Below are 14,790 nucleotides of genomic sequence, written 5' to 3'. Positions count from 1 at the left end.
TGTCATCAATTCGAAAGGCGTGGCAGCACCAGATCCTTGAGATCGGTCAGCTTGCCATGAAAAAAGTGTCCGCATTCTGCCACTTTCAGCAACTCATGGGGGCGTTTCAGGGCGGCGGACCAGTCGTAGACCAGTTGCGGGTCGACCACTTCATCGCTTTCCGGTTGGATCAGGGTCAACGGGCAGCCTTGGGGCAACACATCTGCATCGCCAAGGCGCATCACGGCGGCAGCCACCATAAACAGGTGCGCAAGCTTTTCACCCTTGGCCTCCAGACGGCCGCCGAGACTGGCCGCGACATAGCCACCGAAGGAAAAACCCAACAAGGTGATCGGCAGTTCGGGATGTTTTGCCCGCAGCCAGGTGACGGCCGCTTCGGCATCGTCGACCTCACCACTGGCCATATCGTGTGTACCGGCGCTGGCACCGACGCCACGATAATTGAAACGCAAAGTAATCAAACCGGCATCGCGCGCAGTGCGTTGCAGGGTCGACACCACTTTATTGAGCATGGTCCCACCCTGCACCGGGTTAGGGTGGCAGATCAGCGCCAGGCCACGTGGTTCGGGGTGATCCAGGTACAAGGCTTCCAATTGGCCCACCGGGCCATCGATCAAAACGGGGGTTTCACGCATGAGCAAGGATGAACTCCGTGACCTCTCAAGGGGTCGACTCGTCTAGCTAAAAGTCTGTGCATGGCATCATTGCGAGCTTAATCGCGGTATACAGCGCAGGTTTGAGCCGTTAACGTAAAGCAAAGCCGTTTATAGAGGAAGGACTCGTGGAACACTCGCTCTTAGTTTGGTTGTTGCCGACTCTTGCCCTGGTTGCCGGTGTCGCCATTGGATTCCTGGTTGCCCGCCTGCTGCCGAATGCCGCGCCTAACCGCACGCAGCGTCAGCTGGATGACATTCAGGAACGTTTTGACAGTTATCAGAACGAGGTTGTTACCCACTTCAACAGCACCGCGACCCTGGTCAAGAAGCTCACCCAGAGCTACCAGGAAGTACAGGATCACCTCGCCGAAGGCGCTAATCGCCTGGCCCTCGACGACATCACCCGCCAGCGCCTGCTGGCTGCGCTGCATTCCGATGCACCGCAAACCCCACGGGAACGCCTGACCCCGCCACGGGAAAACCAGGAGCCACCACGGGACTACGCGCCAAAGACGCCGAACGCCCCAGGGATGCTGGATGAGCATTACGGCTTGAAGAAGTAAGTCGTCCTCAAGCAACAAAAAGCCCGGCTGATCGATGATCAGCCGGGCTTTTTTTGGGCGCCACTTCAAGAACAATGCAGATCAATGTGGGAGGGGGCTTGCTCCCGATAGCGGTGGATCAGCCAATGCATCTGTTACTGACAGGCCGCCCTCGGGAGCAAGCCCCCTCCCACACTTACCGAGCGTGAGCTTAAGTAAGCTGTTGCTCCTGCAACCGCCCACCCTCGATGCGCACATGCCGCCCATGGAAACGCTTGAGGCTGCTGCGGTGGCCGACGCTGACGATGCTCAATCCCGGCAATTCATCGATCAATGCCTGGTACAAGGTTGCCTCATCTTCTTCATCCATCGCCGAGGTCGCTTCATCCATATACAGCCACTGCGGTGCGAACAACAACGCACGGGCAAAGGCCAGGCGCTGTTGCTCACCCGGCGAAAGCATGCGTTGCCAGTGGTTGGCTTCATCCAGGCGATTGACCAGGTGCGGCAGGCGGCAGGTTTGCAGGACCTGTGCATAACGTTCTGCCGGATAGACGCTGTCGTCTTGTGGATAACTCAGCACCGCCTTGAGCGTACCAATCGGCAGGTAAGGCTTCTGCGGCAGGAACAGGTAGCGCGTCGCCGGCAACCGAATGCTGCCATGACCTGCGGGCCAAAGATGGCCCATCGCCCGCAGCAAGGTGCTCTTGCCGCTACCGGAACGCCCGCTGAGCATCACGCGCTGACCAGGCTCCACGGTCATGTCGGCGTCGGTGAGCAGGTGACGGCCGTCGGCCAGGTCCATGCCCAGATCCGTGATCTCCAGGCGCTCGCCGTCAGGGCGTACATCGATGGCCGGGGCTCGCTGCTCGTTGTCGCTCATGGCTTGCTGGAAACTCAGCAGACGATCACTGGTGGCGCGCCATGTCGCCAGTTCCGAGTAGGCGTTGATAAACCAGCTGAAGTTTTCCTGCACGTTGCCAAATGCCGAGTTGATTTGCATCAGCTCGCCCAGCTCGATCTTGCCGCTGAAGTAGCGCGGCGCGGCCACGATAAACGGGAAGATGATCGCAATCTGGCTGTAGCCGGCGGTGAAAAAGGTCAGGCGCTTGGACACTTTCATGATGTCCCAGAAGTTGTGCCAGACCTTGCCGAAGCGCGTACTCAGGCGCTGCCTTTCATTCGGCTCGCCGTTGTACAGGGCAATGCTCTCTGCATTCTCACGCACCCGCACCATGGAAAAACGCAAGTCTGCCTCGAAGCGTTGCTGCTGGTTGCTCAGGCCGATCAAGCGGCGGCCGATCAGGTGCGTCAGCCAACTGCCCACGGCGGCGTACAGCAACGCGCACCAGAACATATAGCCGGGGATGGTGATGCCAAACACTTCGATGCTGCCCGATACGCCCCACAGGATGATCGAGAACGACACCAGGCTGACCACATTACGCAGTAACCCAAGGCCGAGGCTCAAGGTGCCGGAGGTGAAGTTGTTGAGGTCTTCGGAAATCCGCTGATCTGGGTTGTCGGTATAACCACCCTGTTCCAGCTGGTAGTAATTCTTGTGGGCCAGCCACCGGGTGAAGTGTTGTTCGGTGAGCCAGGCGCGCCAGCGGATCGTCAGCATCTGGGTCAGATAGAGACGGTAGACCGCGCCGAGAATCGCCACCGCCGCAATGCCGCCGAAATAACCTATCAGTTGCCAGAAGGCGGCGGTGTCCTTCTTCTCCAGGGCGTTGTAGAAATCCTTGTACCAGTGATTGATCCACACGGAAATCGCCACGCTGAACAGCGACAGGCCAATCACTGCAGCCAGCAACAGCCAGGCCCTGCCCTTCTCTTCGCTGCGCCAATAAGGCGTGATCATGGCCCAGGTTCGGCGGAAGAATTGCCCACGCACCGCATCGTTGACCGCGCAATATTCAGCGTTCTGATTCATTGTTCAGGCTCGGTAGGAAAACATCACAGGCGTTTGAACCGATCATAGGTGATCGGTTCGTGCATCCGTGCAGCCTGAAGCAGGTTGTTCAGTCGCCGTTCAGCGTCGTACCGGGCGCTTCTGCAACTTGCGCTGCAAGGTACGGCGGTGCATGCCCAAAGCACGGGCAGTGGCGGAGATATTGCCTTCGTGCTCGGTCAGCACGCGCTGGATATGCTCCCATTGCAGGCGGTCCACCGACATCGGGTTTTCCGGTACCAGGGTGTCAAGGTCGGCGTGCTCGGAAAGCAGAGCGGCCAGCACGTCGTCAGCGTCCGCCGGCTTGCAAAGGTAGTTGCAGGCGCCGCGCTTGATCGCCTCGACAGCGGTGGCGATGCTGGAGTAACCGGTGAGGATCACCACGCGCATTTCCGGGTCGAGCTCCAGCAGCTTGGGCAGCAGCACCAGGCCGGAGTCGCCGTCCATTTTCAGGTCGAGGGCGGCGTAGTCGGGCAGGTCGGCCTGGGCGATGGTCAGGCCTTCTTCGGCAGACCCTGCGGTGCTGACGCGAAAACCGCGACGGCTCATGGCGCGCGCCATCACGCGGGTAAAGGTAGCATCGTCATCTACCAGCAACAGGTGCGGCAGTTCTTCGCCTTCGACTTGGATCTCGTCACTCATCGATATCTCCTCGTGCGACACGGGGCAGGCGCAGCTCGGTGAGCGTGCCACCTTCCTCATGACTATAGAGCTTCACTGAGCCGCCCGCGCGGGTCACGCTGGCCTTGCTCAAAAACAGGCCCAGGCCGAAGCCTTTGCCCTTGGTGGTAAAGAAAGGTTTGCCGATCTGCTCGGCAATGGCCAGCGGCACGCCCGCGCCGTGGTCACGAATGCTGATGGTGATGTTTTCGGCGTCCCAGTCCAACTGTACGCCGAGCCCTTCAGGGCAGGCGTCAGCGGCGTTGTTCAGCAAGTTGAGCAGCGCCTGGGTCAGGTCCGGCGGTGGCGCCAGGCGCGGTACGTTGCCTTGGCCCAGCAGGTTAAAGCGGTAACTGGCTTCGGGACGCATCAGGTGCCAACGGTTCAGGGCTTCATCGAGCCATTGGGTCACGTCCTGCATCTCAACTGCCAGGCGGCGGTTGGCTTCGGCAGCACGCACCAGTTGCTGCAGCGTCAGCTTGCATTGCTTGACCTGCTCCTGCAGCACACTCAAGTCGTCTTGCAGCGCGGGGTCGTGATGGTCCTGGGTCATTTCCTTGAGCAGCACGCTCATGGTCGCCAACGGCGTGCCCAACTCATGGGCGGCACCGGCAGCCTGGGTGGCGACGGCCAGCAATTGCTGGTCGCGCAGCCCTTCTTCGCGGCGAATGGCGCGCAGCTCTTCCTGGCGACGCAGCTCTTCGGCCATACGTGCGGCGAAAAAGGTAATGACGGCGGCAGACAGGGCAAAACTCAACCACATCCCGTAGATTTGCAGGTTTTCCCGGGCGATAGGGAAGGTCTGCAACGGGTAGAACTGAGCCAGCAACAGGGTGTACAGCGTCAGCGCGATCCCCGAAAGCACCACCGAGTAGCGCCATGGCAACGTCACCGCAGCGATGGTCAGTGGCACCAGGTAATACGAAACGAACGGGTTGGTGGACCCACCGGAGAAATACAGCAACACGCTGTGGATAAACAGGTCGCAAGCCAATTGCAGGGCATATTCCAACTCGGTCACCGGCCAGGTGGTGCGCAGCCGTATGGCGGTAAATGCACACAACACGGTGGAAAAACCCAGGGTCACAGCCAGTTGCAGCCAGGGCAGCGGCAGCAGGTCGAACCAATAGGCAAGCCCGACGGAACCGGCCTGTGCGGCCAATACCAGGGTGCGAATGAACGTCAGGCGCCAGAGGTTCTGGCGAGTGGCGGAAGTCAGTTTTACGGCGGCGAGCATGAGCTCTCCCGATGAGCGCTGCAGGCGGATCGGCACGAGTATAAACGAAGCAGACCGGCTGGCACGGCGCGTGTGGCTCTTTGACGCAGGCCGGCTAAATGACCGTTCGTCGGCGCCCGCATAACTTGTAGGTAATGTGTAAACCCGAAGAACCCGGTGCCAGCGTCTACAGTCTTACCGAGCACGACTACTTCAAGGAGCTTCCATGTCTCGTTTCATTCGCAGTGCAGCCATCATCACTCTCAGCGCCAGCGCCATTGCCAGCCTGCCGGCCATGGCCGCCGATGCACTGAACTACAACCAGATCTCCCTGCGCGCCGAAGTCAGCCAGGAAGTGGCCCGCGACAAGATGATCGTCACCCTCTATACCGAGTCGCAAAACGCCGACCCGGCCAAGCTTGCCGCTGAAATCACCACCACCATGAACACGGCCTTAGGCCAGGCCCGCGAAGTCAAAGGCGTGACCCTGCGCCAGGGCAGTCGTAACAGCTACCCGATCTACGACAACAAGAACCAGAAGATCACCGGCTGGCGTGAGCGCGCCGAACTGCGCCTGGAAAGCGCGGACTTCCCGGCGCTGTCCAAGCTCACCGGCGAGCTGTTGAACACGCTGAAAATGGAAAACATGGACTTCGCCATCGCCGATGCCACGCGCAAGGCCAGCGAAGATGCGTTGCTCAAGGACGCGGTTACTGCGTTCAAGGCCCGTGCGCAACTGGCTACCGATGCACTGGGCGGCAAGGGTTACAAGATCGTCAACCTGAACTTCAACACCAATGGTTACCCGATGCCTTTTGCTCGCGGCGGGATGATGATGAAGGCGGCCATGGCAGATTCTGCACCGACGCCAGACGTTGAAGCGGGCACCAGCCAAGTGAGCATGAGCGCCGATGGAGTGATCGAAGTTTTACCGTAAGTCTTCGCGAGAACACCACTGCGTAACCTTCACCGGTTACGCAGTGGTGTTGCCGCCCACGGAACACTCAGACCGCTACCACACACCAAGTAACTTGATACTACAGCCTTACTCCAATCTATCTAAACCTCGCCCTCACGACACCACTCGTCAAACATTGCGAATGCAGGCCTGGAACTTACGGCACTCAACTTTCCACCCAGGGTTGCCATGCACATCATCTTGAATCAGAACATCGAACAGGTTAATTGCCACACACGGACGTACTGACAACAGAATATTACACATATCGATTTCTTTGTTTCTCGATGAACGGCAGTTATTTACCCAATAATTAATGTGAGTCGATAATGAATATAACGCCGTCTCTCGCTCCCACACTCGTCGTTCCCTCTTTCCCTCCCACACATGATCGCCAGCGTCGAGCGCTTGATGATTTACCCGCAACGCAAACCCGGCAGCAGGCAGAACAAACCTCTTCAAAACATCCAAAAAAATTGCTCGACCACCCCCCGTTTCCCATGCCTACACCCGCCCATGAACTCGATACCTCCAAAAGCATCATCTATGGGTCAGTCAACGTTATTCCGCCAACCGCGGGTTATACACAGCAAGAGCGAATGCATCGTATCGATGCCTATACCGGTCGAGTCGTCGCGCACATTCAACACATCGAAAATGGCAGCGACGCAGAACGCAATATCAGCTTCCAGCAAACTCGCCCGTTTCTAGAACCCGCAGGTTACTTCAGCGGCGGGTTGCTAGCAGCCGGCTACGATCCCCATGAAAAAATCTCGGTGACCTTCCACTCCTATGTAGGAATGGGCAAGCCCAAGGAGGAAACCAACAAAGAGGTACGCACCTATTTTGCATGGGAGATTGCAGCCGGCGCTCTTGCGCACGACCAGGTGTCAAGGGGCGGCCCGTTGAACTTCCAGGACATGCACATCAACCCGCAAGATAAAAACAAGCTTCACGAACTGGATTCCTTGGGCAGCCAGCTCCAAGGCCATTGGGAAAATGAAATAGCGGCGCCCATGCGCGACGCCTCGGGGCAACTGGCGAAGCGATCGGGCAAAGCGGATGCCTATGTGTTGCGAGGAATACTACAAAGTCTGCATGACGACAATTCCAGTAACAAACACCTAACCCCCGCTGCGCGAGCCGCCATTGTCCGCACACTTGAAGAAGACGGAAACGCGGTAATCCCCAACATATATGGTTATCCCTTAGAGGGTTATGCATTTATTCCTTATATCAACTATCACGGTGATTATGACCACCGCCCGAATAAGGGACTGATGATTGACTTAAAGAATGGCTCCGCCCGTGAAATACACGGTGATGACGACTTTGCCAGTTGGGCTAAAAACAATCAGGCTCAATTAGTTAGCCGCTTCAACGCTCGTGACAGGCAAGGCGGTCATGATGCTCACTGGGTAGGGGCCGGGTATGTACTCGATGCATTGATTCAGGATAACCATTCTACGTTTCCAGGAAGAAAAGGTCCGTTCACAGATCAGGCCGTACCGGTCCGGGAGACATTCAATTACACACAATCGCGAGACAGCGATTACTACTTGAAATTTGGCGACCTTAAAAACGGTATTGCCCCCCACTACCAGGCGATAAATGCCAAGAATGCACGCTGGACCGATCAAACCGAGGTCTTTGGCGCCTCCCAACAAAGTTGGAAAGCAGCCAAAGAGTTTTGGGGTAACACGTTTGGTTACTTACCGATCGTAGGCAATGTGGGCAACATTGTCTTCGGCGTACACGATGGCCTCTACGGCAAGACGGCCGATGATCGTGTCGCAGGTAACGCCGCGGCGGTAATTTCCAGCCTGCAACTGGCGCACGAGATTGCCCCCATTGGATTGGAAGCCGGACTTGGGGAGGCGGTTTTGACACCTGGCGCTCCCAGCGCAAAACCCTACAACTGGCGATTCAGTCAGGACACTAGCGATCTTGAACTCGTGCGCACGCCAAAAGCGTTGAGCGAGAGTGATACCAACCCGGTTGCAAATCACTCGGCGCCCCAGGTGAACCCGTTGCGGCCCAGCCACGCGGGGATGATCAGCGAACATGCCATCCCTGACGGCGAGCAGTTGATTGAAAAGGCCGCGCACAACCAGAAGGGCATCTATCAGCTCAAGAACACCGCCACCGGCGAAGATCACTGGTTTATCCGCTACACCGATGGGACAGGCGTCCCTGGCGTATATGAAATAAAAAGCAACTTCAAACCTAGCAATGACTACGTGCAGATTATTGATCGCTCCGGAAAGATTGTATTGACCGTGCATTCAGCCGGTGACGGAAACTGGGTTCGCAATGCAGCCAATGGGGGGGTGAGGTGGCCGTGGCAGCGTTCACCATCGCCAACACCCAGTGAAAATCTGACCCCCCATTTTTCGGACCTGTTCGCCGACGTCGATCAACAGGCCGTGGCGCGAGCCGACAGATTCGACCAATTCATGAAAGTGGATGAGACCAAACCTTACGCCGTATCGACCCGCGGCTATGAAGAAAACGGCGTTGTTAAAAGAAAGCTGAATATTGGCTGGGAGGCCCCCAGGGAGAAGTTCGAAATGTTGCCCTCGGAGCGAGCGGCTCCTTCGCCTCTGAGCGAGACCAATTATTCAGAGCACTTTCTTACCGACCTGAATCGTAACAACTACACGGTCATCAAAAGCTCAAAAGGCGGCGATATCGAATTGCCCCTGGATGCCGTTGGAAAAACGCCAGAGGCTACGAGACTGAACCGTCTCAAACAATTCGAAAAGGCAATTCCCGATGCAGAACTGCGATCCCGTATCTCCGAGGTCGCCCATCAAGGATCAGTATTTCCCGCCCATTGGGAGTTGCTCCAAAGCATGAAAGACGGTTACGGCGTCACAGCAAGCAATGCTTCTTACTTTATTGAATACGACCCGACACGCAATGAAGCCCGAGTCAAAGTCGTCACCACGTGGTTTGTAAGCGATGTCAGCGATCACGTTCCAAAAGTGATTCCGGATTTAGAGGCAACCACCGTTAGAACCTTCACTATTGGCGAGAACAATGATGTGTCCGGCGCCCTTTACACGATTGACGATTACGCTCCAACTCACCTGGAAGTGTCGATCCCCGATGATCTCCCTCAGTAATCAAGGGCACCCTTTGATGCAGATGTCCCTACCTGAGTAACCGGAACGGCGGTAACCTCGGTGACCGCCGTTTTCGTTTAGGCAGCTTTGGTCTGCCTGCCATTTCAGGGGTCTCCATGGAAAGAATCGCCGTCAAGCCACTGCTCCTCGCCGCAAGCCTACTGGCTGTTATGCCGATGGCCCAGGCCGCAACCACCCTGGTCTACTGCTCCGAAGCCAGCCCCGCCGGCTTCGATCCCAGCCAGTACACCAGCGGCACCGATTTTGACGCGTCCGCCGAAACCGTGTTCAACCGCCTGACCCAATTCAAGCGCGGTGGCACCGAGGTAGAACCGGGTCTGGCCACGAGCTGGGATGTATCCAAGGACGGCCTGACGTATACCTTCCACCTGCGCGATGGCGTCAAGTTCCACACCACCGACTTCTTCACCCCGACCCGTGACTTCAACGCCGATGATGTGTTGTTCACCTTCAATCGCTTGCTCGATGCCGACAGCCCGTTTCGCAAGGCCTACCCCTCCGAATCGCCCTACTTCACTGACATGGGCTTGAACGCCACGATCAAGAGCGTCGACAAACTCGACGAACACACCGTGCGTTTCAACCTGAACAATGTCGATGCTTCATTCGTACAGAACCTGGCGATGAGTTTCGCCTCGGTGCAATCGGCCGAATATGCCGCCCAGCTGTTGAAAGAAGGCAAGGCCGAGCAGATCAATCAGAAGCCCATCGGCACCGGGCCGTTTGTGTTCAAGCGTTACCAGAAAGACGCGCAGATCCGGTATGTGGCCAACACACAGTACTGGAAGCCCGAGGACGTAAAGCTCGATAACCTGGTATTTGCGATCACCCCGGACGCCGCCGCGCGCCTGCAAAAACTAAAGGCCGGTGAATGCCAGGTCAGCGGTTACCCACGTCCTGCCGATATCGACGTGATGAAGCAAGATCCCAATCTGCGCGTGCTGCAACAAGCGGGTTTCAATCTGGGCTTCCTGGCCTACAACGTGACTCACCCGCCGCTGGACCAACTCAAGGTGCGCCAGGCGCTGGACATGGCGATCGACAAGCCGGCAATCATCAAGGCCGTATACCAGAGCGCCGGACAATTGGCGCAGAACGCGTTACCGCCGGCGCAGTGGTCTTATGACCCCGGCATCAAGGATGCCCCCTACGATCCGACCAAAGCCCGGTTGCTACTAAAAGAAGCAGGGGTTGCACCAGGTACCACCATCAATCTGTGGGCGATGACCGTACAACGCGCCTCCAACCCCAATGCGCGGATGTCCGCACAAATGATCCAACAGGATTGGGCCAAGGTCGGCATTAAAGCCAACATCGTCAGCTATGAGTGGGGCGAGTACATCAAACGCGCTAAAAATGGCGAACACGACGCAATGATTTACGGCTGGACCGGCGACAACGGCGACCCGGACAACTGGCTCGGCGTGCTCTACAGTTGTGCCGCAGTCAAGGGCAGCAACTATGCCAAATGGTGTAACCCGGCCTACGACAAGCTGGTGCAGCAAGCTAAGGTCAGCAATGATCGCGAGCAGCGTATCAAGTGGTATCAACAGGCGCAGAAAATCCTTAAGGAACAGGTACCTATAACGCCTATTGCAAACTCGACGGTTTTCCAGCCCCTGCGCAAGGAAGTGCGCGACTTCAAGATCAGCCCGTTTGGACTGACGCCCTTCTACGGTGTGAGTCTAGATAAGTAACATCGACGCCCCAACCGAGTGCGCTAGACGCCTCGGCTGGGCTTTTTTGGTGCGCACATTGCACCGAAAAAAACCATCAAATCGACGCTTTTATGGCAAAACTTTCATAATTGCGACATTCCTGTACGTTCGTACCACTGTTTGCCGCTCGTAACCGTTCAGCATCTTGCATTGGGTATGGCGCCTGCATAAGTATCCGCAGGCCGACTCACGAGGTCGCCCTCACCACCAAAAATGACAACAAATCATGAGGCCAACATGCTTAAACACGCAGTCCTTCCGTTATTAGTGAGCGCCGGCCTGATGGCCGCAGCCCCCGTAGCCCTGGCGGCAACTAACCTGGTGTTCTGCTCCGAAGGGAGCCCGGCCGGTTTCGACCCAGGCCAGTACACCACCGGAACAGACTTCGATGCCTCGGCCGAAACCATGTTCAACCGTCTGAGCCAGTTCGAGCGTGGCGGCACCGCTGTCGTTCCTGGCCTGGCCACCAGCTGGGACGTGTCCCCGGACGGCCTGACGTATACCTTCCACCTGCGCGAAGGCGTCAAGTTCCACACCACCCCGTACTTCAAGCCTACTCGTGAATTCTCGGCCGACGACGTACTGTTCACCTTCAACCGGATGATCAACAAAGACGATCCGTTCCGTAAGGCCTACCCCACTGAGTTCCCGTACTTCACGGACATGGGGATGGACACCAACATCAAGAACATCGAGAAAGTCGACGACCACACCGTCAAGTTCACCCTTGGCACCGTGGACGCGGCTTTCATCCAGAACCTGGCCATGAGCTTCGCGTCGATCCAGTCCGCTGAATATGCCGCGCAATTGTTGAAGGAAGGCAAACCCGCCGACATCAACCAGAAGCCGGTCGGCACTGGCCCGTTCGTGTTCAAGAGCTACCAGAAAGACTCGAACATTCGTTACACCGGCAACAAGGACTACTGGAAACCTGAAGACGTGAAGATCGACAACCTGATCTTCGCTATCACCACCGACCCGTCGGTGCGTATCCAGAAGCTCAAGAAAAACGAATGCCAGATCACTCTGTTCCCACGTCCGGCCGACCTCAAGGCGCTGGGCGAAGACAAAGACCTGAAACTGCCGCACCAGGCCGGTTTCAACCTGGGCTATGTGGCCTACAACGTGATGGACAAGGTCAAGGGCAGCGACCAGCCTAACCCGCTGGCTGACCTGCGCGTACGCCAGGCGCTGGACATGGCGGTGAACAAGCAGCAGATCATTGACTCCGTGTACCAGGGCGCCGGTCAGTTGGCCGTCAACGCCATGCCGCCGACCCAATGGTCCTACGACACCAGCATCAAGGACGCCAAGTACGACCCTGAAAAAGCCAAGGCGCTGCTCAAGGAAGCCGGCGTCAAGGAAGGTACCGAAATCGTCCTGTGGGCCATGCCGGTTCAGCGTCCGTACAACCCGAACGCCAAGCTGATGGCCGAGATGCTGCAGAACGACTGGTCCAAGATCGGTCTGAAGGTCAAGATCACCAGCTACGAATGGGGCGAGTACATCAAGCGTTCCAAAGGCGGCGAGAACCAGGCCATGATCATTGGCTGGAGCGGCGACAATGGTGACCCGGACAACTGGCTGAACGTGCTGTTCGGCTGCGACTCGCTGTCGGGCAACAACTTCTCCAAGTGGTGTGACAAGAAATTCGACGGCATCGTGAAAGAAGCCAAGGCCACATCGGATGTCGCCAAACGCACCGAGCTGTACAAGCAGGCGCAACATATCCTCAAAGATGCAGTCCCGATGACACCTATCGCGCACTCGACGGTGTATCAACCCATGCGTAATACCGTACAGGACTTCAAGATCAGCCCATTTGGCTTGAACTCCTTCTACGGCGTTAGCGTAAGCGGCAAGTAAGGATCAATAACGGCGACGTTTCACAACGTCGCCGTTATTCCATCCGCCAGGGCCGTAGGAAACAGACCACATTTGCAAGCGTTGCCGTCCTACAGCAACGAACTGCGCCTTATGTCTCCGTTACCTACAAGTCCAGTCAGAATTGGCGCATTTACTGCAAGGTCCACGTCCCATAACGTCGTAGGACAGCAGAGGCATCACTCTGGGAAATGGCACTTGCTGTGCGTGGGATCAGTGATGTCTCCCTGGCTGTGGCCAGCGGGATGGTTCGCTGTTGATAACTACAAACAAGGATCGGGATCGTCATGCGCCATACCACTGTTCTATCCGCGATGTTTGCCACCAGCCTGCTGGCCGTGGCCACGATGGGCCAGGCCGCCGAAAAGAAGAGCCTGGTGTTCTGCTCCGAAGGCAGCCCGGCAGGGTTTGACACTGCGCAATACACCACGGCCACCGACAACGATGCGGCAGAGCCTTTGTACAATCGCCTGGTTGAATTCGAAAAAGGCGCGACCGACGTAGTACCTGGGCTGGCGACCAAATGGGATATTTCGCCAGATGGCCTGACCTACACCTTCCACCTGCGTGAAGGGGTGAAGTTCCACAGCAACAAGGAGTTCAAGCCGACGCGCGACTTCAACGCCGACGACGTGCTGTTCACCTTCAACCGCATGCTTGACCCCGAGCATCCGTTCCGCAAGGCCTACCCTACCGAGTTTCCGTACTTCAACGGGATGAGCCTGAACAAGAATATCGCCAAGGTCGAAAAAACCGACCCGCATACCGTGGTGATGACCTTGAACACGGTCGACGCCGCGTTCGTGCAGAACATCGCCATGAGTTTCGCTGCGATCCTGTCCGCCGAATACGCCGAGCAGTTGCTCAAGCAAGGCAAGCCCAGCGACATCAACCAGAAGCCGATCGGCACTGGCCCATTTGTGTTCCAGCGTTACCAGAAAGACTCGCAGATCCGTTACGTGGGCAACAAACAGTATTGGGACCCGAGCCGGGTCAAACTTGACCAACTGATCTTCGCCATCAACACCGACGCCTCGGTACGGGTGCAGAAGCTCAAGGCCGGCGAATGCCAGGTCACCCTGCATCCGCGCCCCGCCGATGTAGACGCGCTGAAGGCCGACCCGAACCTGCAACTGCTGACCAAGCCTGGCTTCAACCTCGGCTACATCGCCTACAACGTGCGCCACAAGCCGTTCGACCAGCTTGAAGTGCGCCAGGCGCTGGACATGGCGGTGAACAAGCAGAGCATCCTCAACGCTGTGTACCAGGGCGCCGGGCAACTGGCGGTCAACGGTATGCCACCGACGCAGTGGTCTTACGATGACAGCATCAAGGACGCCGCCTACAACCCGGAAAAAGCCAAGGAGCTGCTCAAGGCCGCCGGCGTCAAGGAAGGCACCGAGATCACCCTGTGGGCGATGCCGGTGCAGCGCCCGTACAACCCCAACGCCAAACTGATGGCCGAGATGCTGCAGAACGATTGGGCCAAGATCGGCCTGAAAGTCAAAATCGTCAGCTACGAATGGGGCGAGTACATCAAGCGCACCAAGAACGGTGAGCACGATGTCAGCCTGATTGGCTGGACTGGCGACAACGGTGATCCGGACAACTGGTTGGGCACCCTCTACAGCTGCGACGCCATCGGCGGGAACAACTACTCCATGTGGTGTGACCCGGCGTACGACAAGCTGATCAAGCAAGCCAAGGTCGTGACCGACCGCGAACAAAGGACTGTTCTATACAAACAGGCGCAGCAACTGCTCAAGCAGCAGGTGCCGATCACGCCAGTCGCCCACTCGACGGTCAACCAGCCGTTAAGCGCCAAAGTCGAAGGTTTCAAGGTGAGCCCCTTCGGCCGCAACGTGTTCTCGGGCGTCAGCATTACCCCATAAGAAAATAACCGGATTACGGGGAGCGAAGTTCGCTTCCCGGCAAACGCGCAGGCTTTTGTTGGGAAAATTCCTACGCCAAACGTTTGCACAGGCTTGAACGAGTTCCACACCCAATAGCCGGTTCACCTAAAAAGACCGGCATTAAAAAAGAGAACCAAAGG

10 protein-coding genes are annotated in these 14,790 nt (G+C 57.3%); 6 read left to right on the top strand and 4 right to left on the bottom strand.

Going from position 1 to position 14,790, the window contains the following annotated elements; all coding sequences use genetic code 11:
- Positions 1-5: 5 nt before the first annotated feature.
- The gene (locus IH404_RS05555) at positions 6-635 is read right to left on the bottom strand and encodes an alpha/beta fold hydrolase (protein WP_005784765.1); all 630 of its coding nucleotides are present in this window, start codon (positions 633-635) and stop codon (positions 6-8) included.
- A 146-nt stretch (positions 636-781) separates the two neighbouring features.
- Here IH404_RS05555 and IH404_RS05550 point away from each other — a divergent pair, with 146 nt between their 5' ends.
- The gene (locus tag IH404_RS05550) at positions 782-1,219 is read left to right on the top strand and encodes a DUF1043 family protein (protein ID WP_005784763.1); all 438 of its coding nucleotides are present in this window, start codon (positions 782-784) and stop codon (positions 1,217-1,219) included.
- Positions 1,220-1,409: 190 nt separating this feature from the next.
- Here IH404_RS05550 and IH404_RS05545 read toward each other — a convergent pair whose 3' ends face one another.
- The 3 genes from IH404_RS05545 to IH404_RS05535 all read right to left on the bottom strand — a co-directional run bounded on the left by IH404_RS05545 (position 1,410) and on the right by IH404_RS05535 (position 5,049).
- Entirely contained in the window at positions 1,410-3,134 is a 1,725-nt protein-coding gene (locus tag IH404_RS05545; protein ID WP_005784761.1) for an ABC transporter ATP-binding protein/permease, read from the bottom strand.
- A gap of 99 nt (positions 3,135-3,233) precedes the next feature.
- Positions 3,234-3,794, bottom strand: coding sequence for a response regulator transcription factor (locus IH404_RS05540; protein ID WP_003171731.1), 561 nt, complete (start codon positions 3,792-3,794; stop codon positions 3,234-3,236).
- Complete coding sequence (locus IH404_RS05535; protein ID WP_005784756.1) at positions 3,787-5,049, bottom strand: ATP-binding protein; 1,263 nt, start codon at positions 5,047-5,049, stop codon at positions 3,787-3,789. Before IH404_RS05535 ends, IH404_RS05540 begins: the two co-directional genes overlap by 8 nt.
- 205 nt (positions 5,050-5,254) lie before the next feature.
- On the opposite strand from IH404_RS05535, the gene IH404_RS05530 reads away from it, so the two are divergent.
- The 5 genes from IH404_RS05530 to IH404_RS05510 all read left to right on the top strand — a co-directional run bounded on the left by IH404_RS05530 (position 5,255) and on the right by IH404_RS05510 (position 14,629).
- Positions 5,255-5,965 carry an SIMPL domain-containing protein gene (locus tag IH404_RS05530; protein ID WP_005784754.1) on the top strand — a complete coding sequence of 237 codons (711 nt, stop codon included), beginning with the start codon at positions 5,255-5,257 and terminating at the stop codon, positions 5,963-5,965.
- Positions 5,966-6,315: 350 nt separating this feature from the next.
- Positions 6,316-9,114, top strand: coding sequence for a hypothetical protein (locus tag IH404_RS05525; protein WP_005784752.1), 2,799 nt, complete (start codon positions 6,316-6,318; stop codon positions 9,112-9,114).
- A gap of 116 nt (positions 9,115-9,230) precedes the next feature.
- On the top strand, positions 9,231-10,832 hold the full coding sequence (locus IH404_RS05520) for an ABC transporter substrate-binding protein (protein WP_005784751.1): 1,602 nt from the start codon (positions 9,231-9,233) through the stop codon (positions 10,830-10,832).
- A gap of 258 nt (positions 10,833-11,090) precedes the next feature.
- A complete protein-coding gene (locus IH404_RS05515; RefSeq protein WP_005784750.1) occupies positions 11,091-12,719 on the top strand; it encodes an ABC transporter substrate-binding protein in 1,629 nt (542 codons plus the stop codon).
- A gap of 305 nt (positions 12,720-13,024) precedes the next feature.
- On the top strand, positions 13,025-14,629 hold the full coding sequence (locus IH404_RS05510) for an ABC transporter substrate-binding protein (RefSeq protein WP_194440123.1): 1,605 nt from the start codon (positions 13,025-13,027) through the stop codon (positions 14,627-14,629).
- The last annotated feature ends 161 nt before the right edge of the window (positions 14,630-14,790 follow it).

This window comes from Pseudomonas sp. OST1909, from assembly GCF_015277575.1.
GTDB lineage: Bacteria > Pseudomonadota > Gammaproteobacteria > Pseudomonadales > Pseudomonadaceae > Aquipseudomonas > Aquipseudomonas synxantha_A.
This window is presented reverse-complemented; position numbering and strand designations above follow the sequence as displayed.

Excerpts from the sequence above, each read along its gene's own strand:
- IH404_RS05530 (WP_005784754.1), top strand. The coding sequence starts at position 5,255 with ATGTCTCGTTTCATTCGCAGTGCAGCCATCATCACTCTCAGCGCCAGC.
- IH404_RS05540 (WP_003171731.1), bottom strand. The coding sequence starts at position 3,794 with ATGAGTGACGAGATCCAAGTCGAAGGCGAAGAACTGCCGCACCTGTTG.
- IH404_RS05535 (WP_005784756.1), bottom strand. The coding sequence starts at position 5,049 with ATGCTCGCCGCCGTAAAACTGACTTCCGCCACTCGCCAGAACCTCTGG.
- IH404_RS05510 (WP_194440123.1), top strand. The coding sequence starts at position 13,025 with ATGCGCCATACCACTGTTCTATCCGCGATGTTTGCCACCAGCCTGCTG.
- IH404_RS05520 (WP_005784751.1), top strand. The coding sequence starts at position 9,231 with ATGGAAAGAATCGCCGTCAAGCCACTGCTCCTCGCCGCAAGCCTACTG.
- IH404_RS05525 (WP_005784752.1), top strand. The coding sequence starts at position 6,316 with ATGAATATAACGCCGTCTCTCGCTCCCACACTCGTCGTTCCCTCTTTC.
- IH404_RS05555 (WP_005784765.1), bottom strand. The coding sequence starts at position 635 with ATGCGTGAAACCCCCGTTTTGATCGATGGCCCGGTGGGCCAATTGGAA.
- IH404_RS05515 (WP_005784750.1), top strand. The coding sequence starts at position 11,091 with ATGCTTAAACACGCAGTCCTTCCGTTATTAGTGAGCGCCGGCCTGATG.
- IH404_RS05545 (WP_005784761.1), bottom strand. The coding sequence starts at position 3,134 with ATGAATCAGAACGCTGAATATTGCGCGGTCAACGATGCGGTGCGTGGG.